Genomic DNA, 24,252 nt, shown 5'->3' with positions numbered 1-24,252 from the left:
CAGAGCGTCCGGGGCCGCATTCCCACGCGGAGCATGGGAACGATCAGCGGCGGTGTTCTGGAGAAAGTGATTTACACACGTGCAATAAGAAAACTAAGGAAGGTCACCGTGAAAAAACGCAAGTCAGGGTTAACTACCGCCATCCACACACGCCCGGGCTATCCGCTCAAGGCGCTGAGCTGCGTGCCATACGGCGCGTTGCTGTGTTGCCTGGCAAGCCTGGGGACCGCCCAGGCTGCACCCTATGTGGAAACCGGCAAACTGGGCGACGCCCAGGCTGCACCCTATGTGGAAACCGGCAAACTGGGCGACGCCGCCAGCTGGCGCAGCAATGAGTTCAAGGCCGACTGGGGCCTGGGTGCCGTGCACGCCGACACCGCCTATGCGGCCGGCTATACCGGCAAGGGCGTCAAGCTGGGGATCTTCGACCAGCCGGTGTATGCGCCACATCCGGAATTCGCCAGCCCCAACAAAGTGGTGACCATTGTCACCGAGGGCATCCGCCAATACACCGACCCGTATATCCCGGTGAAGGCCGGAGATGCTTTCCGTTACGACGGCACTCCGTCCCTGGGCTCCAATGGCAAGCTGGGCAACCACGGCACGCATGTCGGCGGGATTGCTGCGGGTAACCGCGATGGCGGGCCGATGCATGGCGTGGCGTTCAATGCGCAAATCATCAGTGCCGAAAACGGTGACCCGGGCCCGGAAGACGGAATTATCCTGGGCAACGATGGCGCGGTGTACAAAGCCGGTTGGGATGCGCTGGTTGCCAGCGGCGCTCGCATCATCAACAACAGCTGGGGTATTGGCATCGGTGATCAGTACGCCAAGGGCGGGCGCGATCCGGCGTTTCCCAATTTCACCGTCAACGAAGCCCAGGCGCAATTCAATACCATTCGACCGATCCTCGGCACAATCGCAGGGGGGGCTTATCAAGGCGCCATCGATGCGGCCCGCAGCGGTGTGCTGACCATCTTCGCCGCGGGTAATGACTACAACCGTAACAACCCGGATGCCATTTCCGGACTGGCGTACTTTGTGCCGGAGATTGCCCCGAACTGGCTGTCGGTGGCCGCGTTGCAGCAAAACCCGGACACCGCAAGTGCCAACCCCTATGTGATCAGCACCTTCTCGTCGCGCTGTGGCTATGCGGCAAGCTTTTGCGTATCGGCGCCCGGCACCAAGATCTACAGCTCGATCATCAACGGCACCAACCTGGACAACCTCACCAACGACTACGCCAACTTCAACGGCACATCCATGGCCGCGCCTCACGTAGCCGGCAGCGCAGCGGTGCTGATGGAACGCTTCCAGTACATGAGCGGCGACCAGATCTCCACCGTGCTCAAGACCACCGCCACCGACCTCGGCGCGCCGGGCATCGACTCCCTCTATGGCTGGGGCATGATCAACCTGGGCAAGGCGGTCAACGGCCCAGGGATGTTTATCACCGCCGAGGATATCCCGGCCGAGTTCCGTATCGACGGCGCCTACGGCAGCGGCCAGTTCGTGGCGGACCTGCCGGGCGTCGGCGCGGTGGTGGATGCCGGCAAACCCACCCAGCGTGTGTGCGATGACCTGCACTGCGGGCGCGATGTGTGGAGCAACGACATCTCGGGCCATGGCGGCCTGACCAAGCAGGGCATCGGTACCTTGGTGCTCACCGGCGCCAACACCTACAGCGGGCCGACGCTGGTCAACCAGGGCTTGCTGGCGATCAACGGTTCGGTCACCTCCGACGTCACCGTGAGCCAGAGCGGCGTGGTCGGTGGTTCGGGGCGTATCGGTTCGCTGAGCGCGAAAAGCGGCGGTACTGTGGCACCGGGCAATTCCATTGGCACCTTGAACGTGGCGGGCAACGTCAACTTTGAACCGGGCTCGACCTATGCGGTAGAACTGTCGCCCACCAGCAGCGATCGTATCGTCGCGGGCGGCACGGCCACCCTCAACGGCGGCACCGTGACCCTGGCCCTGGAAAACAGCCCGACCTTGTTGAGCGCGCCCCAGGCCCAAAGCCTAATCGGCCGCCAATACAACATCCTGCAAGCGGCAGGTGGCGTCACCGGCAGCTTCGCGGCAGTGGTTCCCAACTACCTGTTTGTCGGCGGTACCTTGAACTATGCCGCCAACGGCGTGCAGCTGGATGTGGCACGCACCAACAGCTTCGCCAGTGTGGCCGCCACGCCGAACCAGCGCGCCGTGGCCGCAGCCGTCGAGCAATTGGGCGCGGGCAACGGTGTGTATGAAAGCCTGCTGCTGGCACCCACGGCCGCTTCGGCCCAGGGCGCGTTTCAGCAACTGAGTGGGGAAGTCTACCCGGCGCTGGAAACCGCACTGGTCAATGACAGCCGCTACGTACGCGAAGCGGTGGGCGAGCGTCTGCGCAATGGCGAGATGGGCGCTACCAGCCAAGCCATCGACAGCCGTGGCAACGTGTGGGTCAAGGCATTGGGCGCATGGGGCAAGACCGACAGCCGCAACGACACGGCGGGCTACACCACCTCTATCGGCGGCATGCTCGCCGGTGTGGACGGCGCCGTCGATGAGGCCACACGCATTGGCCTGGTGGCCGGTTACAGCGACACGTCGTTGAACATGGGCAGCGGCACCCACAGCCGCGCCTCGGTCGACAGCTACCATTTCGGCGCCTATGCCGGGCATGAAATCGGCGCCTGGCGCCTGAGTGGCGGCGCGACCTACAGCTGGCACCGCGCCGATGTCAAACGCGACCTGCAATACGGCGACGTCAGCGGCAAGCAAAAAGCCAAGGTCGATGCCCACAGTACCCAGGTGTTCACGGAAGCGGCGTACCGCATCAACCTGCAACCACTGGCCCTGGAGCCGTTCGCCAACCTGGCCTACGTGCACCTGGCAACTGACAGCTTCAAAGAGAAGGGCGACGCCGCCGCGCTGAAAAGTGGCGACGACAGCCGTGACCTGGTGCTCAGCACCCTGGGTATGCGGGCCTTGAAGACCTTCAATATCAACGACCATCAGCAACTGGAAGTCTCCGGCACGCTGGGCTGGCAGCACAACCTGAGCAGCACCGATTCGGAGCAACACCTGGCGTTTGCCTCGGGCGGCCCTTCGTTCACGGTGGAAAGTGCGCCAATGGTGCGCGATGCGGCGTTGGTCGGCGCTCGGGTCAGCCTGGCATTGAGCAAGGATGCGCGGGTGAACTTCGATTACAACGGCCTGCTGGCCAGCAAGGAGAAGGTGCACGGCGTCGGCTTGAGCCTGGACTGGGCGTTCTAAAGGCCAGGTGCAGTTGGTTGTGGCGAGGGAGCTTGCTCCCGCTCGGGTGCGCAGCGCCCGCAAGTTTTTGGGGCCGCTGCGCAGCCCAGCGGGAGCAAGCTCCCTCGCCACACAAGCTCGCTCCTACAGGTGGTAACGGATAACAGGTGTTTTGGCTTTCTCTACAAATCCAACAACAGAGAGGCACTACCAATGGGTATCTTTGACTATAAAAACCTCGGTACCGAGGACTCCAAGGCGTTGTTCGCCGATGCCATGGCGATCACGCTGTATTCCTACCACAACCTGGATAACGGCTTTGCCGTCGGCTACCAGAACAATGGCCTCGGGCTGGGGTTACCGGCCACCCTGGTCAGCGCGCTGATTGGCGGCAGCAATGCCCAAGGGGTCATCCCCGGGATCCCCTGGAACCCCGACTCGGAAAAAGCCGCCCTTGAGGCGGTGCAAGCAGCCGGCTGGACGCCCATAAGCGCCAGTACCCTGGGCTATAGCGGCAAGGTCGATGCACGCGGCACCTACTTTGGCGAAAAATTCGGCTACGGCACGGCTCAGGCCGAAGTGCTGGGCAAGTACGATGACGCTGGCAAGCTGCTGGAAATCGGCATCAGTTTCCGCGGCACTTCAGGGCCTCGGGAAAGTGTGATCACCGACTCCATCGGCGATGTGATCAACGACCTGCTCGCCGCCTTCGGGCCCAAGGATTATGCCAAGAACTACGCGGGGGAGGCTTTTGGCGGGTTGCTCAAGAACGTGGCGGACTACGCCACTGCCCAGGGCCTGGGCGGCAATGACGTAGTGGTCAGCGGCCACAGCCTCGGTGGCATGGCGGTCAACAGCATGGCCGACTTGAGCGACAGTACCTGGTCGGGTTTTTATAAAGACGCCAATTACGTGGCCTACGCATCGCCGACCCAGAGCGCCGGCGACAAGGTGCTTAACGTCGGTTATGAAAACGATCCAGTATTCCGAGCCCTGGATGGCTCGTCATTCAACCTGTCGTCCCTGGGCGTGCACGACAAGGCCCACGAATCGAGCACCGACAACATTGTCAGTTTCAACGATCACTACGCCTCATCCCTGTGGAACGTGCTGCCGTTTTCCATCCTCAACCTGCCCACTTGGGTTTCGCACTTGCCCACCGGTTACGGTGACGGCATGACCCGTATCCTCGACTCGGGGTTCTACGAACAGATGACCCGCGACTCCACGGTGATCGTCGCCAACCTGTCCGACCCGGCACGGGCCACCACCTGGGTGCAAGACCTCAACCGCAATGCCGAGGCGCACAAGGGCAATACCTTCATCATCGGCAGCGACGGCGACGACTTGATCAAAGGCGGCAGGGGCGCGGACTTTATCGAAGGTGGCAAGGGCAATGACACCATCCGCGACAGCAGTGGGCACAACACGTTTTTGTTCAGCGGGCAGTTTGGCAATGACCGGGTGATCGGCTACCAGGCGACGGACAAGCTGGTGTTCAACGACGTGGCGGGCAGCAATGATTACCGCGATCACATCAAGGTGGTGGGCGGGGATACCGTCATTGGCTTTGGGACGGATTCGGTGACGCTGGTGGGTGTGAGCAGTTTGTCGGGGGAGGGGATAGTCATCAGCTAACGTATTCGGTGTGGGAGCTGGCTTGCCTGCGATGGCGGCGGTCGAGACAGCCATGCGGTGACTGACAAATCGCTATCGCAGGCAAGCCAGCTCCCACATTTGATGGGTTTTGCTAGATGATCATTTTTCCTTACGCACCGTGGCCACATCATCGGCCTTGATACGAATACGCTTGCCGGCAATATCGGTGAACTCGTAGAAGCCGTCGGCGGTCTTGGCGTTGGGCGTGTCCTTGGTCAAATACTGCGTGCCGTTCTGCAAGGTCACCACGGTTTGCGTGGAGCAACCGGCCAATACCAGAAAAGTGAGTGCAACCAGTGGCAGACCCAAATTCTTCATGTTCATAACCCTTACCTTTAACCCTGAAAAGTCCCGCAGCGTCTGCTTGCAGGGCCATAAATATTACGCGATCAACCCACTCATCAGATTGTTTTTTTGCAAAAAGTTGCAGGCGCCATTTATCTATTACTGATTGCAACAACGGCTTTGCCCCGGCACTCTGTATGCATAACCAGTATTTGATTGCATTGCACCATGGCCAACCCCCTCGAAGACCCCTTGTATTACCTGCATAACTTCCGCCAAGTGCTGGTTTGGTTGGGGCAACGCTACGCCGATTTGCTCAATGCGCACGAACAGCAATTCATTCAGCAATTTGACAGGTTGCCCCAGGCCTCCCAGGCGTTGTTGGTGCGCATGGTGATGCGCAAGGGCGTGCATTTTCGCGCCACTAAACTCCATTACCAGGAAATCGGTTGCCCCCATGCGGCGGCGGGGCCATTGCGTGAGCTGGGATGGGTGGAGGATCAAAGCCCGCTGCCGTTTGCCACCCTGTTCGCGCTGCTGCAAAAGAGTGAATTGCTCGGTGCCTTCAAGCCTTGGATCGACCAACCCAAGGGTAACAAGGCCGACTGGCTTGAACCCTTGGCCGCGCAATTTACCGAGCCGCGCAGCTTTGCCCAGTGGTGCCCCGACGTGGACGACGCGCTCTACAGCCTGACGGTAATGGAGTTGTGTGATCGCCTGCGCCTGATGTTCTTCGGCAATCTGCACCAGGACTGGTCGGAATTCGTGCTGGCAGACCTGGGCATCTACACCTATGAAAAAGTCGAGTTCTGCGCCGAGTCGCGCGGTTTGCGCAGCCGGGACGACGTGCATGGGTTCCTGTTCCTGCACCAGTGCCAGCAAGCCTTTGAAGCCGGTGACGCGCTGGATACGGTGTTGGCTCAGGTCGCCACGTTGTGTACCGACAACCCCTGGCTGGAAAAGCGCCGCGCCAAGCTGTTGTTCCAGATCGGCCAGTATTGCGAACGCTGCGCCGAGCTGGCGCTGGCCGAACAGATTTACCGCGGTTGCACGCACCCCGGTGCCCGGGCGCGGCTGATTCGCGTACTGGAGCGCCAGGAGGATTACGCCCAAGCCATGGCCCTGGCGACCGAGGCACAACAGGCCCCACACAGCGCCGCCGAACACCAACAGCTGCTAAGGGTAGTGCCGCGCCTGCGGCGCAAACTTGGCGGGCCGGCGCTGCCCAGGGCCAAGCCCCAAGCGGTGGCGCGCCTGGACCTGGCACTGGTGCAGGAACCGCTGCTGTCGGTGGAATCCAGTGTGCTGGCGCACCTGAGCGAACCGGATGCGCCCGTGCATTACGTCGAGAATGGCCTAATCAATTCGCTGTTTGGCTTGCTGTGCTGGGAGGCGATTTTCGCCCCGCTGCCGGGGGCGTTCTTCCACCCGTTCCAGCGTGGGCCGGCGGATTTGCACAGCGAGGACTTTTATCAACGTCGAGAAGCTTTGTTTGCCGCGTGCTTTGCACAACTGGAGGATGGTCGCTACAAGGCCAGCATCCGCCAACGCTATGTAGAGAAATGGGGCATTCAGTCGCCTTTTGTGTTCTGGAACCTGCTCAACGAAGAACTGCTCGAGCAAGCCCTGGCCTGCCTGCCCGCCGAACACTTGCGCCATTGGTTTACGCGCCTGTTGCAGGATATCCGTGCCAACCGTGCCGGGATGCCGGACCTTATCCAGTTCTGGCCCGCACAAAATACCTATCGCATGATCGAGGTCAAAGGCCCCGGCGACCGCCTGCAAGACAACCAGTTGCGTTGGCTGCAATTCTGCGGCGAGCACCAGATGCCGGTCACCGTCTGCTACGTGCGCTGGGCGGAGCAACCCGCTTGAGTTACAGCGTGGCCGTGCGGGCATTGTGTGAGTTCACGGCCAAGGTCGGTGACCTCGACCTGCGCTTTACGCCGTCGCCCAGCGCCCAGGAAGGCATCGTCGGCCATCGCACGGTAGCGTCACGGCGCAATGCGCACTACCAGAATGAAGTGGCGCTTGAAGGCGAGTACCAGCAACTCAAAGTACGGGGCAGGGCGGACGGCTATGACCCGGACAGCAACCGCCTCGAAGAGGTGAAGACCTACCGCGGCGACCTCGCTGCCCAGCCCGCCAACCATCGGCAACTGCACTGGGCCCAGGTCAAAGTGTATGGCTGGCTGATGTGCCAGAAGCTCGGGCTCAGTGAGATCGACCTGGCGCTGGTGTACTTCGATATCGTCGGCGAAGGCGAAACCGTGCTCAACCAGCGATTCGATGCGCCAGACCTTGAGCAGTTCTTCAAGCAACAATGCGCGCTGTTCCTGGACTGGGCCCGGCAGGAGATGCAGCACCGCGCGGCACGCAACGCTGGCGCGCAGAGCCTGGCATTTCCCCATGCCGACTTCCGTACCGGGCAGCGCACCTTGGCCGAGTCGGTCTACAAAGCGGTGTGTACCGGCCGGTGCCTGATGGCCCAGGCGCCCACCGGCATTGGCAAGACCATCGGCACTATCTTCCCGCAGCTCAAGGCCTTGGCGCCGCAGCAACTGGACAAGGTGTTCTTCCTCACCGCCAAGACGCCCGGGCGCAAGCTGGCCCTGGATGCTGCGCAGGTGTTGTACGACAGCAGTCCCGATCTGCCACTGCGTGTGCTTGAACTGGTGGCCCGGGACAAGGCGTGCGAACACCTGGACAAAGCCTGCCACGGTGATTCCTGCCCGTTGGCCAAGGGCTTTTACGACCGCCTGCCTGCCGCCCGCCAGGCCGCGTCCCAGGTGCGCCTGCTCGATCAACGCAGCCTGCGCAACGTGGCGCTGGCTCATCAGGTTTGCCCGTACTATTTGAGCCAGGAAATGGCGCGCTGGAGCGACCTGATCGTCGCCGACTACAACTATTACTTCGACTTTGGCGCGATGTTGTTCGGCCTCGCCCAGCTCAACCAATGGCAGGTCTCGGTGCTGGTGGATGAAGCCCACAACCTGGTCGAGCGAGCCCGCTCGATGTACAGCGCCAGCCTGGATCAATACAGCCTCAAGACCGTGCGCGACAGCGCACCCGAGGCGCTGAAAAAACCCTTGCAGCGCCTCAACCGTGAGTGGAACGCGTTGCACAAGGATCAACTGGCGCCTTATCAGGCCTACGCCGCCAAACCCGACAAACTGCTCCAGGCCCTGAGTCTGTGCACCAGCGCCATGGGCGATTACTTCAACGATCACCCCGATGCCCTCACCGGTGACCTGCAAGCCTTCTACTTCGACGCGCTGCAATGGGCCAAAGTGGCGGAGCTGTTTAACGAGCACTTTATTTTCGATATCACTAAGCGCTCGTTCACCGCCAAGCGCAGCAGCTCGACCCTGTGCCTGCGCAACGTGGTACCGGCCGAGTTCATCCGGCCCAGGCTGACCGCTGCGCGCAGCAGCGTGTTGTTTTCCGCGACCTTGAGCCCACGGCACTATTACGCCGATTTGCTAGGCCTGCCAGCGGACACCGCCTGGGTCGACGTTGAATCACCGTTCAAGGCCGAGCAGTTGCAGGTGAGCATCGTTGAGCGGATCTCCACGCGGTTCGTGCATCGCCAGGCATCGCTGGAACCCATCGTGGCATTGATCGCCCAGCAGTTCGCCGCGCAACCGGGTAACTATCTGGCGTTTTTCTCCAGCTTCGATTACCTGCAACAGGTCGCGCAGCTACTGGCTGAGCGACACCCACAGATTGCGCTGTGGCTGCAATCCCGAGGTATGGCCGAGGCCGAGCGCCAGGCCTTTCTCGACCAGTTCACCCCACACAGCCAGGGCATCGGCTTTGCGGTACTGGGCGGAGCGTTCGGCGAAGGCATTGACTTGCCCGGCGCGCGCTTGATCGGCGCGTTTATCGCCACCCTGGGCTTGCCCCAGCTCAACCCGGTGAACGAGCAGATGAAACTGCGCATGGGCGCGATTTTCGGCGCGGGGTACGACTACACGTATCTGTACCCGGGTATTCAAAAAGTCGTGCAGGCGGCGGGGAGGGTGATTCGCAGCCAACAGGATCGAGGGGTGGTGATGTTGATTGATGACCGGTTTGGGGAGCAGCGGGTGCGGCAGTTGTTGCCCAAATGGTGGACACTTAAATGATGGTTCACACCCTGCGCAATCACTCATTCAAGTCTACGGCGCCCGCCCGAGTGAAACTGGTCGAAATCACGTAATTACGAAGTGTGCTGTTGGCGCTATCAAACGCCTGAAACCGGGCACTGGCTACTGTCAGAATTAACAGGTACCGATCCAGGGGCATCCTGCATTACCTGTTAATTCTGACAGTAGGCACGCCGCGATTTCAGGCGTTTGATAGTGGTAAGCCAACAGCGCACGACCGTGAGGATTCTCGCCATGCCCAAGATCAAAACACTTGACCCCCTCTTGCCGCCCATCGTTGTTCCGCTGATGGAACCGGCCATTGATGGTGATATCGAAGGGGCGCATGGCGGTATCGGCCTGCGGCATACCGAGGTGCCGTTGGTGGTCTACCTGATCAACCCCAAAGATGGCGTCACTCCGGGCAGTGTTGCCTCACTGTTCTGGGGCAACCGTAATATTCCCGTGGCCTCTACGCCGATTCGCGAAGGCGAGGAAAACCTTGACCTGATCCCGCTGACTGTTCCCGCGCACCATATCGTCCCGTTCTTGGTCTACCCGGTATGTGCCATGCTAAGGCGCAGAAGCGGCAATGAGTCATTCACCGAAGAAATCAAGTTACGGGTCAGCCTGACTCGCCCCGGTGGCGAAGACAGAGACTGTCTGCCCGGCCACCAGGGGCTGGCGTATGAGGTCCCACCGGATGTTGTGCTGCATGGCGTCAACCAGCAGCAGGCACTGGCGGGTGTCAAGATCATCATTCGCTACTGGCTAAACATGCGCGCTTATGACCTGATCACTCTGGCCTGGGGCTCGCAAGTGGTTCAGCACCGGGTCCAACCCGGCGAAGTGGGCCGTGACATCACCTTGACCGTCGACTACGCCACTATCAGCGCCGCGGGCAATAACCGGCTTACGCGCGTGGCTTACCAGGTGCGGGACGCGGGCGGCAATCTGCCGGAGGAGCGGGCGCGCTGGTCGGCGGTGTCGTTGATTGATGTGCACCTCAATGAGGTGCGCCCCGAAGCGCCGTGGCTGCAGTTTCCAGACACCGGTACGAAAATCGACCTCGCGGAACTGGGCAGTTGGGATGTGGAGGTGGCCATTTGGGTCCTCTCCCAGGAGGCTAGCGCCTATTCCCACGTGACGCTGATCTGGGCCGGTTTGGACAGTGAAGGCAATTCGATCCCTTATACGCACACCGAAGAACTCAGTAGAGCAGGCCTTTATACCTTTGAGATTCCCAACGCGCTGGTGAGCGCGATTGCCGAAGGCAGCGCGAGTGTGCATGCCCTGTATCAGAATGGCGCGGTGCAACAGCCTTCCGAAAAACTCTATCTGGACGTCGTGGGGCAAGTCGTCAGGTGGCCGGCGCCGACGATAGACGAGGACCAGGGTGGCCATATCGAGCCGGATGTCGACGCGACCGTACGCTTCCCCCTTCAAGGGAGCTGGCCGAAGGACGGTTATATCGAAGTCATCTTCCGGGTCAGCAGCGCCGATAACACCATCGAACATCGCATCGGCCGCGAGGTCGACGATATTCCGCCCACGGCCGGTGGGGATTTGTTGTTTACGGTATACCCCGACGAACTGCGGCGTTTCGACGGCCACCTGACCGACGTGTTTTACGCCCATACCCGGCCCGGCGGCCGCCCGCAGGAGTCCCTGCGGTTGCAGATCGTGGTGGGTCAGATCAAGCGTACGATGCCCAAGCCGATTGTCGACAAGGCGATCAGCGGCCAGTTGAATCCGGATGATGTAGGTGCCTACGCCACCGTGTTTGCACCGTTTGGCGAAACACTGCGCGGCGACTGGATCCGCATGTACTGGCTTGGCCGGGGCGCCCGCACCGAAGTGCCGGTGGAGGTGGCCGTGAATGGCGCCACCACCGCCCACGACATCGAAAAATACTACGTGGAGAACAACCTGGATGAGTCGGTGACGGTGTTCTACACGTTGACACGTAGTGATGAGGCGATGCCGCGGTATTCTGAGATCACCGAGGTGCTGATCAGCCGTGGCGTGGGCGAGTTGCCGTCGCCGACCTTGCGCGAAGCCCAGACGACCGGCCCCGACACCGCCGAACTGGAGCCGCTCAGGGTGCAACAGGGTACCCAACTGGTGGTGAGCTATGTGGGGATGCGCAACAGCGACTCGATCAAAGTCACCATGAACGGTGCCGGCAATGGCGGTGCGCCAGATATCCCGGCCAAACCTGGGAATGAAGCCTTGCAGGAGGTGGCGTTCGATATTTCCAGGGCGGCGATTGCGGCGAACATTCGTGACCACGTCACCACGGTGAAATACCACTATGTGGTAACCCGTGCGGGAGTCTCGGTCACGTCGGCAATTTTGACGGTGACCGTGAGGCCGATACCGCAATCGGAGCTGGCCAAGACGGTCATCAGGCTCAACGAGGCCAATAGCGCGACAAAGGTGTTGGACCTGGATAGCTTCGTCGGCAACGCGATGGCGCATGTCGGCACCTGGCCGTTTATCACCGCCCCTTATCCGGTCTCGTTGAAGTTTTTTGGTAGAACAGCCGCTAATGTTGCTCATGACCTGACGCTGTTCAGTTTCAACAGCTCGTATGTCAATCCGAACTGGGTTGCCCAAGGCCGCTATGAATATCGCCTGTTGCGCACTTACCTCGATGGGTTGGGCCATGGCAAAAAATTGAGGATGGAATTCAAAGCCGCCGTCAGTCTTAGCAAGGTTGAAGCCGAGGCGATCAGCTTTCCGATAGTGGAGTACACGGTTGTTTCTGATTCTGGAAAATTTGATGACCTGACGACATTTGATAATTATAACAAGAATGGTTGGGCTGCCAGCCGCGGTTCAGTTGACGTTAATTTATCAGATGGAAACTATTACGCGATTGGGCGTCCTTACACTTATTTGGATGGTAGTGCATTGATTGGTATATATAAGTTATATCGTGATGTGCAGGTTGGTAGAACATATCGAATGTCGTTTGATATATCGTTAAGTAGTCCTCGTATGAGAACTCGTGTTGGTCTCAACGTGGCCGGTTATCTAATTCTTAGAGACTATTACTGGTCGGGGGAGGGTTGGCATACTGTCTCGCTCGATTTTGTTCCTATAACACAGCCCGGTGACGTAGCTATTTATATTTTTCTGGGTTTCGATCCAGAAGATGTTAAAGATCCTGTCCATGTAGACAATATTAGATTTGGGCCCAGATAGGACGGTACGAAGGAAATTTATTTAGAAGTGAGTCTGGCCCATACTCTCTCGGCGTGGGAGAGTATGGACGGATTTGTCTAAGGCTGAAGTATGAAAAGAAACCTATTCTTTAATCCAACACTGAGTGTCGTCAGTGCTTTGCCATCACGGCAATAAACAGAGGCGACTCCAGGAACCGCTGGAGCCACGCCTGTAACCGGTCATACTCTGTACCCGCAAACCACTCCCGATCCACATGGGCAAACTGGCGCACAAACGGCGCCAGCGCCACATCCGCCAGGCTCAGGTGTTCGGCGAGCAAGTACTCACGCTCCGCCAGCAAGCCTTCCAACTTTTGCAAGAACACCTCACCCTCGGCCCGATAATGCTCCATCGGCTGTTCCGGGTAGCGCTCGGCATACTTGTATCGATTCAAGTGATGCTTGAACACCTGATCATTCTCGGCAATCAACGCCAGCACCGCAGGGGCACCTTGCAGCAGCCAATCATCCGGGTCGTGCTGCGCCAGAGCCCATTGCATGATCTCCAGGCTCTCCTCGATCACTCGACCTTCGACACTCAACACCGGCACCGTACCTTTGGAAATACGGGGCAGATTTATTTAAATAGTAAATCTGCCCGATCTGGCGCTCTTTCAACGATCAATACGGGCCGGCGTAATACTGTGCTGGTACCAAGAGATAGGTCACTGCCACCCAGTATCAATCAAACGACTTCCAGATAAGAGCTCTGCACCGCCCCCGCCAACTCCCGCACGCCCTCAATAAACTCCGTCAACCGCCTATGCAACCCATCCTCCAGAATCTCATCAATCCCCGTATACCGCAGCCGCGCTTCAAACTCGGCAGCCAAGCGCTGCGCCGTGCGCCCATAACTACCCGGCAGATCCGCGAGAATATGGCTCAACTCCTCGATACACGCATGCAGCGAGCGCGGCACGTCACTGCGCAACAGCAGCAGTTCCGACACCGAGCGGGCATTCAAGGCATTGGGATACAGCTCGGTATACGCCTCGAATGACGACAACGCGCGGAGCAGGGCGCTCCACTGGTAATAGCCGCGGGCCGACAGGTCGCTGACTTCTTCGGACTCTTCGCCGAACATCTCGTAGCGTGCATCCAGCAGGCGCAGGGTGTTGTCGGCGCGCTCGACAAAGGTGCCGAGGCGGATGAAGCGGTAGGCGTCATTGCGCATGATCGTCCCGGAGGTGGCGCCACGGAACAGGTGCGAGCGTTGTTTGACCCAGTCGCAGAAGTGGCTGATGCCGTGTCGCGCCAGGCCGCCGGCGGCAATGCTGCGCATTTCCAGCCAGGTGGCATTGAGGTTTTCCCACATGTCGGCGGTGATGCGTCCGCGCACGGCGTGGGCATTGCCCCGGGCGGCGCGCAGGCAGTTGTAGATGCTCGCCGGGTTTTCTTCGTCGAGGGCGAAGAAGTGCAGCATGCGCTCGGCATCCAGGGTGTGGTGGCGTTCCAGGTAGCTGTCCAGAGTGCCGCTGCTGAGCAACGACATCGCCAACTCATCCAGACCATCGCTGCGCCCGGCCTGGGGCATCAAGGACAGCGAATAACTGACTTCCAGCATGCGTGCCAGGTTCTCGGCGCGCTCCAGGTAGCGGGACATCCAATACAGATCTGCAGCGGTTCTACTCAACATAGTCAGCCCTCCACCACCCAGGTGTCCTTGGTTCCGCCGCCCTGCGACGAGTTCACGACCAGCGAGCCTTCCTTCAGCGCCACGCGGGTCAAGCCGCCGGGCACCAGGCGGGTTTCCTTGCCCGAGAGTACGAATGGGCGCAGGTCGATATGCCGGGGCGCAATGCCGTTTTCGACGAAGGTCGGGCAGGTGGACAGGCTCAGGGTCGGTTGGGCGATGTAGGCATGGGGACGCGCCTTGATGCGCTGGCGGAATTCTTCGATCTCGGCGGCCGTCGACGCCGGGCCCACCAGCATGCCGTAGCCGCCGGAGCCCTGGGTTTCCTTGACCACCAACTGCTCGAGGTTGGCCAGCACATGGGACAGTTCATCGGGCTTGCGGCATTGGAAGGTCGGCACGTTTTGCAGGATCGGTTCCTCGTCCAGGTAGAAGCGGATCATCGCCGGTACATACGGATAGATCGACTTGTCGTCAGCCACCCCGGTGCCGATGGCGTTGGCCAGTACCACATTGCCGGCGCAGTAAGCCGCCACCAACCCCGGCACGCCGAGCATCGACTCGGGGTTGAACGCCTGGGGGTCGAGGAAGGCGTCGTCAATGCGCCGGTAGATCACGTCCACGGGCTTGGGGCCGTCGGTGGTGCGCATGAACACCTTGAGATCATGCACAAACAGATCGGCACCTTCCACCAGCTCTACGCCCATTTCCCGGGCAAGGAACGCGTGTTCGAAGAAGGCGCTGTTGAAGCGCCCTGGAGTCAGGACGACCACGTTGGGATTGTCCAGGCGGCTGGAACTCTTCAAGGTCTTGAGCAGCAGGTTAGGGTAATGATCCACCGGCGCAATGCGCTGCTTGGCGAATACTTCCGGGAACAGCCGCATCATCATCTTGCGGTCTTCGAGCATGTAGCTCACGCCGCTGGGGGTGCGCAGGTTGTCTTCGAGCACGTAGTAAGTGCCGTCACCGTCGCGCACTAGGTCGACACCGGAGATGTGCGAGTAAATGTCGCGGTGCAGGTCCAGGCCGACCATCGCCTTCTGATAGCCCTCGTTGCCCAGCACCTGTTCTGCCGGAATGATCCCGGCCTTGATGATGCGTTGGTCGTGGTAGATGTCGGCGAGAAACATGTTCAGTGCATTGACCCGCTGGATGCAGCCACGCTCGATCAGGCTCCATTCACTGGCGGGGATGCTGCGGGGAATGATGTCGAAGGGAATCAGGCGTTCGGTGTCTTGTTCGTCGCCATACAGGGTGAAGGTGATCCCGGCGCGATGGAACAGCAAGTCCGCTTCACGGCGACGCTGGGCCAGCAGTTCTGGCGGCGTATTGGCCAGCCAGCGAGAGAAGTCCTGATAGTGCGCACGGCATACGCCGTTTGCGTCATTCATTTCATCAAAGAAAGATCGAGCCATTCCAGTACCTTGTCAGTGCCCAGTGTGGCTTTGGATGGCACTGCCGCTTAAAAAAACGCATGTTTTTATGAGCCCGTGGCTGAAGGTGCCAACAGGCCTGGTCCTTACTTTCTTATGGGGGCGGCTCTGGGTCGGGGGGTAACGCATGCTCCTGTTTTCCGGGTGGTGAATGGATAAAGCAATGCCTGTGCCGGAATGCGAACTAGGCATCAATAACCTGTGGCGAGCGAGCTTGCTCGCGCCGGGCTGCGCAGCGGCCCCAATAAAAGCGGGAGCGCTGCGCACTCCAGCGCGAGCAAGCTCGCTCGCCACAGGAGGGGGCTCACCACAATGGGGCGCGGCGTGTTTCAGATTGGTGCGCCAACCCACTTGAACTTCACCGAGCCCCGATTCTTCTAAGGAGTTTCGTCACCTTGTGGAGCACCGTCGTGTCCAGAATCATCTCACCCCACACTCCGGAAGCGGCCCTGAACGACCACAGCGAACACAACGCAAAGATTTTCGGCTCGCCCAAGGACCGCCTCGACTTTTACCGGCGCGAGATCCAGTACGAAACCAGCATCCTGGCCAACCGCACCGACGCCTACCTGACCGCGCAATCCTTCCTGGTGATTGCCTTTGTCTCCGGCATGGGCAACCTCAACCCGGAATGGGGCAAGCTGTTCACGCTGGTGGTGCCGATCTTCCTGGTCTCGCTGGGTATTCTCAGCTCGCTGAATGCCTGGCCCGGTATCCGTGCGGCGTATGAAATCATCGACCACTGGCACTACAAGCAAAGCGAATTGCTGCGCAGCGAGCCGGTGATGGGCATGGCCTACGATGAGTCGCCACTGTTTTCCGAGATGGAGTCGAGCCACAAGGGCTATCGCAAGTCGTTGCTGTTTTCTATGCGCGCGCCGTGGTTGTTCATGGTGTTCTGGCTGGTGTTGGGCATCTATGCGTTTTATATCCAGGTGGACAATCCACTGCGCTGACCACGCGGACGGAACTTCAGCCGTGGCCGTGACGCCTTAGCTCTATGCGGTACAGATTTTTCACCGGCCTGCAGAGAGGTGCCTCATGACCCAATCTAACGATCCACAGACTAACAATCGCAACGACCCCGCCATCGACGGCGGCGAGCCGGCCCCTGGCACTGCCGCCGATGCGCCCAAGGATCCAACGCCTGCGAGCGACCCAAAGGCCAAGGAAAACGACTACAGTCCAGACTTCAGGCCCGAGCGTGAGCACAAGCCTGAAACCGATGCCGATATCGATACCCAAGGCGGTTAGAGGAGACGCACATGTCAAAAGAACTGGACGATGAACTCAACGACCCGGGCAACGAAGACCCGGGTTCGCTGATGGACGATGCCGAGGTACCGCTGAACGACCTGGATGAAGCGGCGGACGTTGGCAACACTGAAAATCAGGACTGATCCGGCGGCGGGCCCGAGGGATTGCTGAGCTTGAAGTAGACGTCTTCCTCGGCCCCGCCGTCCAGCGACACCTCCTGGCCCACCACGCGGTTATCGATCAGCGTCTGCGCCTGATCGCGGCTGATATTGACCACTGTGCTGCGCTTGCCAGTGATCACATACACCACATCCACCCCATGCTCGGCCAAAGCTGCCAGGTAGTTGGCATGGGGCAGGTCTTCGCCCAGTTCATATTGACGTTGCTCGAGTGTGGTCACGCCGCCTGCCTGCGCCAGGTATTGCTGCGAATATCCCAGGCGTTGGCGTTCCTCAAGCAATCGTTGGGCGATGTTTTTCATTAGTTGACTCGCACTGTGGGTCCTGACTGTTTGAAACCCCGGCGCGGTGCAGGATTCAATTTTTTTGCGCAGCCTGACGCTCATACCACGCCAGCATGGGCTGGGTACTCAACCCGTGGGCCAGGATGCTCAACGCGATGACCGACAACGTCAGGTTGACCGCCACCGCACTGCTGGTGCCCACCAGCCCGTGGTTGAGCGCATAGAACAGGTAGTAAATGCTGCCGATCCCACGAATGCCGAACCAACTGACCAGGCTGCGTTGCCGCCGGTCCAACAGGCGGCCCCAAGGCATGGCGAATACACTGGCGGGGCGAATCACACAAAACAGCAACGGTGCCACCGCCAACGCGGCCCACTCCCAGTGGCTGACCAGCACGATGCCCAAGACTGTCACCAGGAACACCTCCATGGCCCGCTCCACCAGGCTGCCGAAGGCCAGCATGTCGCCCATCATCACGCCTGCCGCGATCTGGGTGTCCTTCAACTGGCTGACGTCACCATGCAAGGCTTGCTCGGGCTCGATTTCAAGGTGGCCCACCACCGGTTGCGCCAGGTGCTCGGCGGGTGTCTGGGCGTTGCCGGTGGACTTCACCTCGGCCTGGCGCAACCCCAGGCCCGCCGCGAATACCGACAGGAAGCCATAGCCGCCCACGGCTTCGGCGGTCACATAGGCAAGGGCGATCAATGCCAGTGTCAGGTAATCATTGGGCGAGAGGGTGCTGTCGGCATTGATCAGGCGCAGGCGCAACGTCACCCGGCCAATACCTCGGCCCATCCAGTAGCCGATCAATAGCCCGACCGGCACCGCCCATACCAGGTTTTTCAGCACCCAACCGCCGACCCAGTCGCCATCGAAGCCGCCGTGTTGCATGAACAGCAGGCCGAAGATCACAAACGGGAAGGCGCTGCCATCGTTCAGCCCCGCTTCGCCTGACAGACCGAAGCGCAGCGCGTCGTAGTCCTGGGCATTGTTGACCTGAACCAGGCCCGCCAGCACCGGGTCGGTCGGCGCCAGGATCGCGCCCACCAGCAGAGACACCCCCCACGACAGATCAAGCAGGTAATGCAGCAACAGCCCGGTGCCGAGGATGGTCAACAGCATGACCGGGCCGGCCAGGCCGAAGGCGATGCGCCAGGTGCGATGCTTGAGCGGCAGGCGCAATTTCAGGCCGCTGACAAACAGCGAAAACAGCACTGCCACTTCGGTCAGGTGCTCCATCCAGCGCGCCGAGCCCTTGATGTCCAGATGCAGCAGGTCCACACCCAGAGGGCCGATGGCGATACCCAGCAACAGGCACACCGCCGAGGTGGTGACCGGCATCCAGCGCAAGTATGAGGAGGTGAGGGCCAGGGTAAGCAGTACGGCGCCCAATACGGCCAACCATAGAATGAAAGTCATTGTGCGTATTCCAGGGCCGTGGTCTATGCAGCTTTGAGAACGGCGACCGGAAGGGGGTTCAATGTGATTGCCTGTAATGGGGACAAGGCCCTATTTAGCCATTGAACGAAGGTTTGCCATGCACTAAGTTGGCCGCTTGTCGCTCGCGCATCTACGGATCTGCGTCTTTCTTCTTTCACCAGAGGCTCTGGCATGAAGTTTTCTCCCTTCGTTGAGCGCATTGCAGGGCAGGGCGTTGCCGCCTGGGACATCCACCACGCCGCGTTCGACGCCGCCAGCCAGGGCGAAGACGTCATCATCCTCAGCGTCGGCGACCCGGATTTCGCCACGCCGCCCTTTATCACCGACGCCGCCGTCAATGCCTTGCACGCGGGAGATTCTCACTACACCGAGATCGCCGGTCGCCCGGCACTGCGCGAGGCGATCGCCGCCCGTTACAGCCGAACCCTTGCCCGGCCGTTGGCCGCCGACAACGTGATCATCGTGCCCGGTGCGCAGAACGCGCTGTTCATCAGTTCGCTGTGCCTGTTGCAGGCCGGCGACGAAGTGCTGGTGCTCGACCCGATGTATGTCACCTACGAAGCCACGCTCAAGGCCAGCGGCGCCACTCTGGTGCGGGTGCCCTGCAGTGCTGAGGCCGGCTTTCGCCTGAATCCGTCCTTGCTCGCCGCCGCGATCACCCCGCGTACCCGGGCGATATTCTTTTCCAATCCGAACAACCCCACTGGCGTGGTGCTTGACCTGCAGGAGTTGCAAGCCATTGCTGACCTGGCCATCGCCCATGACCTGTGGGTGGTGGTGGATGAGGTCTACGAAAGCCTGGTGTTCGACGGTCAATACCACAGCCTCGCGGCATTACCGGGCATGGCGCAGCGCTGCATTGTGATCGGCAGCTTGTCCAAGTCCCACGCCATGACCGGCTGGCGTATCGGCTGGCTCATCGCTCCAGTGCAAATGGTGCAGCACGCCGAAACCCTGCTGTTGAGCATGATGTACGGCTTGCCTGGCTTCGTGATGGAGGCGGCGACCGCCGCGGTTTTGGCCCACGATGAAGTCACTGAAGGTATGCGGGAGACCTACCGACGCCGACGTGACCTGGTAGTGACCGCCTTGAGCACCTGCCCAGGCATCCGGGTGCTGGCGCCGCAAGCGGGCATGTTCGTGCTGGTGGATGTGCGCGGTACGGGGCTGGGGTCGCTGGATTTTGCCTGGCGCCTGTTTCGCGAAGCGGGCGTGTCGGTGCTGGACGCAGCAGCCTTCGGCGAGTCGGCCCAGGGGTTCGTTCGACTGTCCTTTACCCTGGGCGAGGAGCGCCTGGCGCAAGCCTGTCGGCGGATTGTGGGGTTTGTGGAAAAGCTGACCAGTGAGCGCGCCGTGCACTGGGCATGAGTACCTGAACAACTTATTTAGTCAGCCAACGGCGGCAAACGCCGTTTCACCGGGGTTTTCTTGACGATAGCGGTGTTGGTTTCGGCATAGGTATTCAGCCGGTCCAGCAGCGTGTCGAGGTGTTCCATGGTGCGTACATGCAGGCGTGCGATAAAGCAGTCGTCCCCGGTAACCTTGTCGCACTCTGTGAACTCGGGGATCGCCTGGATCTGGCGCTCCACTTCCTGCAATTTGCCGGGCAGGGCGCGGATGCGCACGATGGCTTGCAGCAGGTAGCCGAAGTGTTTGGGGTCGATGTCGACGGTGTAGTGGGTCAGCACGCCGCGTTCTTCCAGGCGGCGCAGGCGTTCGCTGACGCTGGGTGACGACAGCCCGGTGATGCCTGCCAGAGTCTTGAGGGACAGGCGTGAGTCGTCCATCAAGGCGGCGATCAGTTGCTGGTCGATGGTGTCGATCATGGTCTGTGCCTAATAAGAAAAGGTGATTTCGGGCTTTTGCCTTTTTTAGTCGCTGTAGCCGTCGCCAACAGATTGCCATACTGGAGCCTCACTTGAGGAGCCTCAATCATGGATTCATCCATCCGTCGTGGGTCGTGGGAAATGGTCGCCGCCATGCTGATCTCGGGCAGCATTGGCTGGTTTGTGCTGGTGTCTGGCGTGTCGGTGATCGAGGTGGTGTTCTGGCGCTGCGTGATCGGTGCGCTGACGCTGGTACTGGTGTGCGCCTGGCTGGGTTACCTGCGCCTGGACCTGCTCAGTTGGGCAAAACTGGGGCTGGCCGTGCTCAGCGGCGTGGCCATTGTCGGCAACTGGTTGCTGCTGTTCGAATCCTATTCCCGTGCCTCCATCGCTATCAGCACCGCGGTGTACAACGTGCAGCCGTTTATCCTGGTGATGCTGGCGGCGGTGTTTCTCGGTGAAAAAATCACCGTGCAGAAATTGGCATGGTTGAGCGTGGCGTTCCTGGGCATGTTGGCGATTGTCACCGCCCATGGCGAGCAAACGGGTGGAGGAGATTACCTGGTTGGCATCGCGCTGGCCCTGGGTGCGGCATTTTTGTATGCGGTCGCGGCGTTGATCATCAAGCGCCTCAAGGAAGTACCGCCGCATTTGATGGCATTGATCCAGGTGACGACTGGCGCGCTATTGCTGGCGCCACTGGTGCCCTGGAATGGCCTGCCAGCATCCACCACGACGTGGGCGGCCTTGGTCACCTTGGGGGTGGTGCACACAGGTTTGATGTATGTACTGCTGTATGGCGCGATCCAGAAACTGCCGACGGCCATTACCGGCGCACTGTCGTTCATCTACCCGATTGCGGCGATCTTTGTGGATTGGATTGCGTTCGGGCATCGCCTGGGGTGGCTGCAATGGCTGGGCGTGGCGGCGATTCTGTTGGCAGCGGCAGGGTTGCAGCGGGGCTGGTGGTGGCCCCGCAACCTCGGTAGGCGCGAGCTTGCTCGCGAAGAAGGTTAACGATGACGCAGCGCATCGGGTTGAAACGCGGCGTTCTCTCGTTCTTCGCGAGCAAGCTCGCTCCTACAGGTGAGGGTTAGTGCGTGCCCTGGTAGATAAGGTTTTCCGGGTTGAAATGCTCCACCGCACTGCCAGGCTGCGGCAGACCGAGGATATGCCCCTTGATCTTGCCCACCACATGCATTTCGCAGGGTTTGCAGTCGAACTTCAAGGTCAGCACTTCGTCACCGTGGATCAATTGCATGGGTGCCACCTTGGTCTTCACCCCGGTCACACCCTTGGCCTGTTTAGGGCACAGGTTGAACGAGAAACGCAGGCAGTGCTTGGTGATCATCACCGGCACTTCGCCGGTTTCTTCGTGAGCTTCGAAGGCCGCGTCGATCAGCTTCACGCCGTGACGGTGGTAGAAGTCCCGGGCCTTCTGGTTGTAGACGTTGGCCAGGAACGACAGGTGCGCCTCGGGATACACCGGCGGCGGCGAAGTTTCAGCCTTGCGCCCACCCCGCGGATGTGCGGCGACGCGTGCGGCGGTCAGTGCTTCGATCACTTCACGGCGCAACGCCTTGAGCTGCGAGTTGGGGATGAAGAACGCCTGCGGCGCATCCAGCTCAATGCGGGTGGCGTGGTATTCGGTGGTGCCGAGCTGGCCGAGCAAGTCGCGCAGGGTGTCCAGTGCCTGTTCCGGCTTATTGGCCACGCCAAACGGGCCGGGCAGGGTGACGCTGGCGCTGATGCCTTCTTCGCTGGTCGCGGTGATTTGCAGCTGCTCTTCACGCAGGCGCGCGACCCATGACAAACCGATACGGCGCTCGGCCGAGGTCTTGAGCAGGGCCTGTTGCCAGTTGTGGTCCAGGTTGCGATTGAGCGGGTGATGCGGACGCAGTTGATGCAGGCCAGCCGGCATTTCGTTGGGCTCGACGCGGTAGCGGTAGCGCTTCTCACCGTCTTCCTCGAACTCACCCTTGGGCTCGGCGATGTTGGCGCGAAAACCCACCACTTCACGCTTGATCAGCACATTGAGGCCGTCGCCGTTGGACAGTGGCTCATGGGTGACCACCTGCAAGTCGCGCTTGCCGGCTTTTTCCACGGTGCCCACGGGCAGGCCGGTAAAGGTCGGGGTGTCAAAGGCACCGATGTCGATCTTGCGGTCGCTGACAAAGTAGTCGGTGCTGCCACGGTGGAAGGTTTTTTCCGGGTCGGGCAAGAAGAAGTGCGCGGTACGGCCGCTGGAAGCGCGGGCCAGGTCCGGGCGGTCTTCGAGGATCTCATCGAGGCGCTGGCGGTAGTAGGCAGTGATGTTCTTCACATAACCCATGTCCTTGTAGCGGCCTTCGATCTTGAACGAACGCACGCCCGCTTCGACCAGGGCACGCAGGTTGGCGCTCTGGTTGTTGTCTTTCATCGACAGCAGATGCTTTTCAAAGGCCACCACGCGGCCCTGGTCATCTTTCAGGGTGTAGGGCAGGCGGCAGGCCTGGGAGCAGTCGCCACGGTTGGCGCTGCGGCCATTTTGCGCGTGGGAGATATTGCACTGCCCGGAGAACGCCACGCACAGGGCGCCGTGGATAAAGAACTCGATGGCGGCATCGGTCTCGTCGGCAATGGCGCGGATCTCTTGCAGGTTCAACTCGCGGGCCAGTACCAACTGCGAGAAACCGGCCTGGTCGAGAAACCTGGCCCGGCCCAGGGTGCGGATGTCGGTCTGGGTGCTGGCGTGCAGCTCGATCGGCGGAATATCCAGCTCCATCACGCCGAGGTCTTGCACGATTAACGCATCCACACCGGCATCGTAGAGCTGATGGATCAGCTTGCGCGCAGGTTCCAGCTCGTTGTCATGCAGGATGGTGTTGATGGTGGTGAAGACGCGGGCGTGGTAACGGCGGGCGAATTCCACCAGTTGAGCGATATCGCTCACCTCGTTACACGCATTGTGGCGGGCGCCAAAGCTCGGCCCGCCGATATAAACGGCGTCGGCGCCGTGCAGGATAGCCTCGCGCGCAATGGCGACATCGCGGGCAGGGCTGAGCAATTCCAGGTGATGCTTGGGCAAGGACATAGTTTTTTTAGTCAGGCTTGTCACGGTCGAGGCGCGCATTGTAGCCGTGAAATGCCTGGGCGGCATCTACCGCAGGGCTGTCGGCCCTAATGCAAGCCCGTTAAGCGAACGCATTACTCAACGCAACGAAGACCCAATGTGGGAGCTGGCTTGCCTGCGATGGCCATAGGTATCTACACAATTTTGGTGCGACGCTGAACCTGTGGCGAGGGAGCTTGCTCCCGTGACGGCCTGACAGCCAGCGCTGTTCTAACTGACGCGCCGCTGTCCAAATGTGGGAGCTGGCTTGCCTGCGAAGACGGCCTGACAGTCAACCCAGTTGGACCGTGTACATATCCATTCCTGCGGTAACTGCCACTTAGGGTTCCGCCTGACGGCGGGTCAATTTGGAAAAGAGCCCCAAAGTAACCAAAGGGCTCTTGCCCCACCACTCGGCACCTCGCCTAGGCTCGGTGTGCCCGTAATCCGCCAGTGATTTGGGGGGCCGCCGCCACGCGCCATCCATGGCGCGGGGCGGCTAAACCGGCATCCCTGCCGGTTTACCCCCCAAATCCCTGTCGAATTCCGGCCAGCGTGGTTTGACGGGGC

16 protein-coding genes and 2 pseudogenes are annotated in these 24,252 nt (G+C 60.5%); 10 read left to right on the top strand and 8 right to left on the bottom strand.

Going from position 1 to position 24,252, the window contains the following annotated elements:
• Positions 1 to 108 precede the first annotated feature (108 nt).
• Both FXO12_RS05185 and FXO12_RS05180 read left to right on the top strand, forming a co-directional pair.
• Complete coding sequence (locus FXO12_RS05185) at positions 109 to 3,258, top strand: autotransporter serine protease (protein ID WP_057977346.1); 3,150 nt, start codon at positions 109 to 111, stop codon at positions 3,256 to 3,258.
• 192 nt (positions 3,259 to 3,450) lie between these two features.
• Positions 3,451 to 4,875 carry a lipase gene (locus tag FXO12_RS05180; protein ID WP_057977348.1) on the top strand — a complete coding sequence of 475 codons (1,425 nt, stop codon included), beginning with the start codon at positions 3,451 to 3,453 and terminating at the stop codon, positions 4,873 to 4,875.
• A gap of 120 nt (positions 4,876 to 4,995) precedes the next feature.
• On the opposite strand, the gene FXO12_RS05175 is transcribed toward FXO12_RS05180, so the two are convergent.
• Positions 4,996 to 5,220 (bottom strand): YgdI/YgdR family lipoprotein, encoded by a 225-nt coding sequence (locus FXO12_RS05175; RefSeq protein WP_003191162.1) that lies wholly within the window; start codon positions 5,218 to 5,220, stop codon positions 4,996 to 4,998.
• Between the two features lie 189 nt (positions 5,221 to 5,409).
• Here FXO12_RS05175 and FXO12_RS05170 point away from each other — a divergent pair, with 189 nt between their 5' ends.
• The 3 genes from FXO12_RS05170 (at position 5,410) to FXO12_RS05160 (ending at position 12,518) form a co-directional block, all read left to right on the top strand.
• The gene (locus FXO12_RS05170) at positions 5,410 to 7,056 is read left to right on the top strand and encodes a VRR-NUC domain-containing protein (protein ID WP_057977350.1); all 1,647 of its coding nucleotides are present in this window, start codon (positions 5,410 to 5,412) and stop codon (positions 7,054 to 7,056) included.
• Complete coding sequence (locus FXO12_RS05165; protein ID WP_060773092.1) at positions 7,053 to 9,308, top strand: ATP-dependent DNA helicase; 2,256 nt, start codon at positions 7,053 to 7,055, stop codon at positions 9,306 to 9,308. The genes FXO12_RS05170 and FXO12_RS05165 overlap by 4 nt, the downstream gene beginning before the upstream one ends.
• 255 nt (positions 9,309 to 9,563) lie before the next feature.
• On the top strand, positions 9,564 to 12,518 hold the full coding sequence (locus FXO12_RS05160; RefSeq protein WP_160049583.1) for a hypothetical protein: 2,955 nt from the start codon (positions 9,564 to 9,566) through the stop codon (positions 12,516 to 12,518).
• Between the two features lie 130 nt (positions 12,519 to 12,648).
• Here the strand turns inward: FXO12_RS05160 and FXO12_RS05155 are convergent.
• The 3 genes and pseudogenes from FXO12_RS05155 to FXO12_RS05145 all read right to left on the bottom strand — a co-directional run.
• Positions 12,649 to 13,098: pseudogene (locus tag FXO12_RS05155) on the bottom strand (glutathione S-transferase); the annotation flags it as partial.
• A 125-nt stretch (positions 13,099 to 13,223) separates the two neighbouring features.
• Complete coding sequence (locus FXO12_RS05150; RefSeq protein WP_057975962.1) at positions 13,224 to 14,174, bottom strand: alpha-E domain-containing protein; 951 nt, start codon at positions 14,172 to 14,174, stop codon at positions 13,224 to 13,226.
• Between the two features lie 2 nt (positions 14,175 to 14,176).
• The gene (locus FXO12_RS05145) at positions 14,177 to 15,586 is read right to left on the bottom strand and encodes a circularly permuted type 2 ATP-grasp protein (protein WP_057975960.1); all 1,410 of its coding nucleotides are present in this window, start codon (positions 15,584 to 15,586) and stop codon (positions 14,177 to 14,179) included.
• 428 nt (positions 15,587 to 16,014) lie between these two features.
• Between FXO12_RS05145 and FXO12_RS05140 the strand changes: the two genes are divergently transcribed.
• The 3 genes from FXO12_RS05140 to FXO12_RS28915 all read left to right on the top strand — a co-directional run bounded on the left by FXO12_RS05140 (position 16,015) and on the right by FXO12_RS28915 (position 17,004).
• Complete coding sequence (locus FXO12_RS05140) at positions 16,015 to 16,560, top strand: hypothetical protein (RefSeq protein WP_057975968.1); 546 nt, start codon at positions 16,015 to 16,017, stop codon at positions 16,558 to 16,560.
• An 85-nt stretch (positions 16,561 to 16,645) separates the two neighbouring features.
• A complete protein-coding gene (locus tag FXO12_RS05135) occupies positions 16,646 to 16,858 on the top strand; it encodes a hypothetical protein (protein ID WP_054918911.1) in 213 nt (70 codons plus the stop codon).
• 11 nt (positions 16,859 to 16,869) lie between these two features.
• Positions 16,870 to 17,004, top strand: a complete 135-nt coding sequence (locus FXO12_RS28915) for a hypothetical protein (RefSeq protein ID WP_014718417.1) — start codon at positions 16,870 to 16,872, stop codon at positions 17,002 to 17,004.
• On the opposite strand, the gene FXO12_RS05130 is transcribed toward FXO12_RS28915, so the two are convergent.
• Together FXO12_RS05130 and FXO12_RS05125 are read right to left on the bottom strand one after the other, a co-directional pair.
• Positions 16,995 to 17,342, bottom strand: a complete 348-nt coding sequence (locus FXO12_RS05130; RefSeq protein ID WP_160049582.1) for a helix-turn-helix domain-containing protein — start codon at positions 17,340 to 17,342, stop codon at positions 16,995 to 16,997. The genes FXO12_RS28915 and FXO12_RS05130 overlap by 10 nt on opposite strands.
• A gap of 55 nt (positions 17,343 to 17,397) precedes the next feature.
• The gene (locus FXO12_RS05125; protein ID WP_054899060.1) at positions 17,398 to 18,744 is read right to left on the bottom strand and encodes a sodium:proton antiporter; all 1,347 of its coding nucleotides are present in this window, start codon (positions 18,742 to 18,744) and stop codon (positions 17,398 to 17,400) included.
• 192 nt (positions 18,745 to 18,936) lie between these two features.
• On the opposite strand from FXO12_RS05125, the pseudogene FXO12_RS05120 reads away from it, so the two are divergent.
• A pseudogene (locus tag FXO12_RS05120) lies at positions 18,937 to 20,112 on the top strand (pyridoxal phosphate-dependent aminotransferase); the annotation flags it as partial.
• A 38-nt stretch (positions 20,113 to 20,150) separates the two neighbouring features.
• Here FXO12_RS05120 and FXO12_RS05115 read toward each other — a convergent pair.
• Positions 20,151 to 20,591 carry an Lrp/AsnC family transcriptional regulator gene (locus tag FXO12_RS05115; RefSeq protein ID WP_160049580.1) on the bottom strand — a complete coding sequence of 147 codons (441 nt, stop codon included), beginning with the start codon at positions 20,589 to 20,591 and terminating at the stop codon, positions 20,151 to 20,153.
• A gap of 108 nt (positions 20,592 to 20,699) precedes the next feature.
• Here FXO12_RS05115 and FXO12_RS05110 point away from each other — a divergent pair, with 108 nt between their 5' ends.
• A complete protein-coding gene (locus FXO12_RS05110; RefSeq protein ID WP_034127661.1) occupies positions 20,700 to 21,608 on the top strand; it encodes a DMT family transporter in 909 nt (302 codons plus the stop codon).
• A gap of 76 nt (positions 21,609 to 21,684) precedes the next feature.
• Here FXO12_RS05110 and FXO12_RS05105 read toward each other — a convergent pair whose 3' ends face one another.
• Positions 21,685 to 23,664: a U32 family peptidase gene (locus FXO12_RS05105; RefSeq protein WP_019820074.1), complete on the bottom strand. Its 1,980-nt coding sequence runs from the start codon at positions 23,662 to 23,664 to the stop codon at positions 21,685 to 21,687.
• Positions 23,665 to 24,252 lie beyond the last annotated feature (588 nt).

Origin of the sequence: Pseudomonas sp. J380, from assembly GCF_009827115.1 — a bacterium.
Lineage (GTDB): Bacteria > Pseudomonadota > Gammaproteobacteria > Pseudomonadales > Pseudomonadaceae > Aquipseudomonas > Aquipseudomonas paracarnis.
Note: the sequence above shows the minus strand (reverse complement) of the source record. Positions and strands in the feature narration are given on the sequence as shown.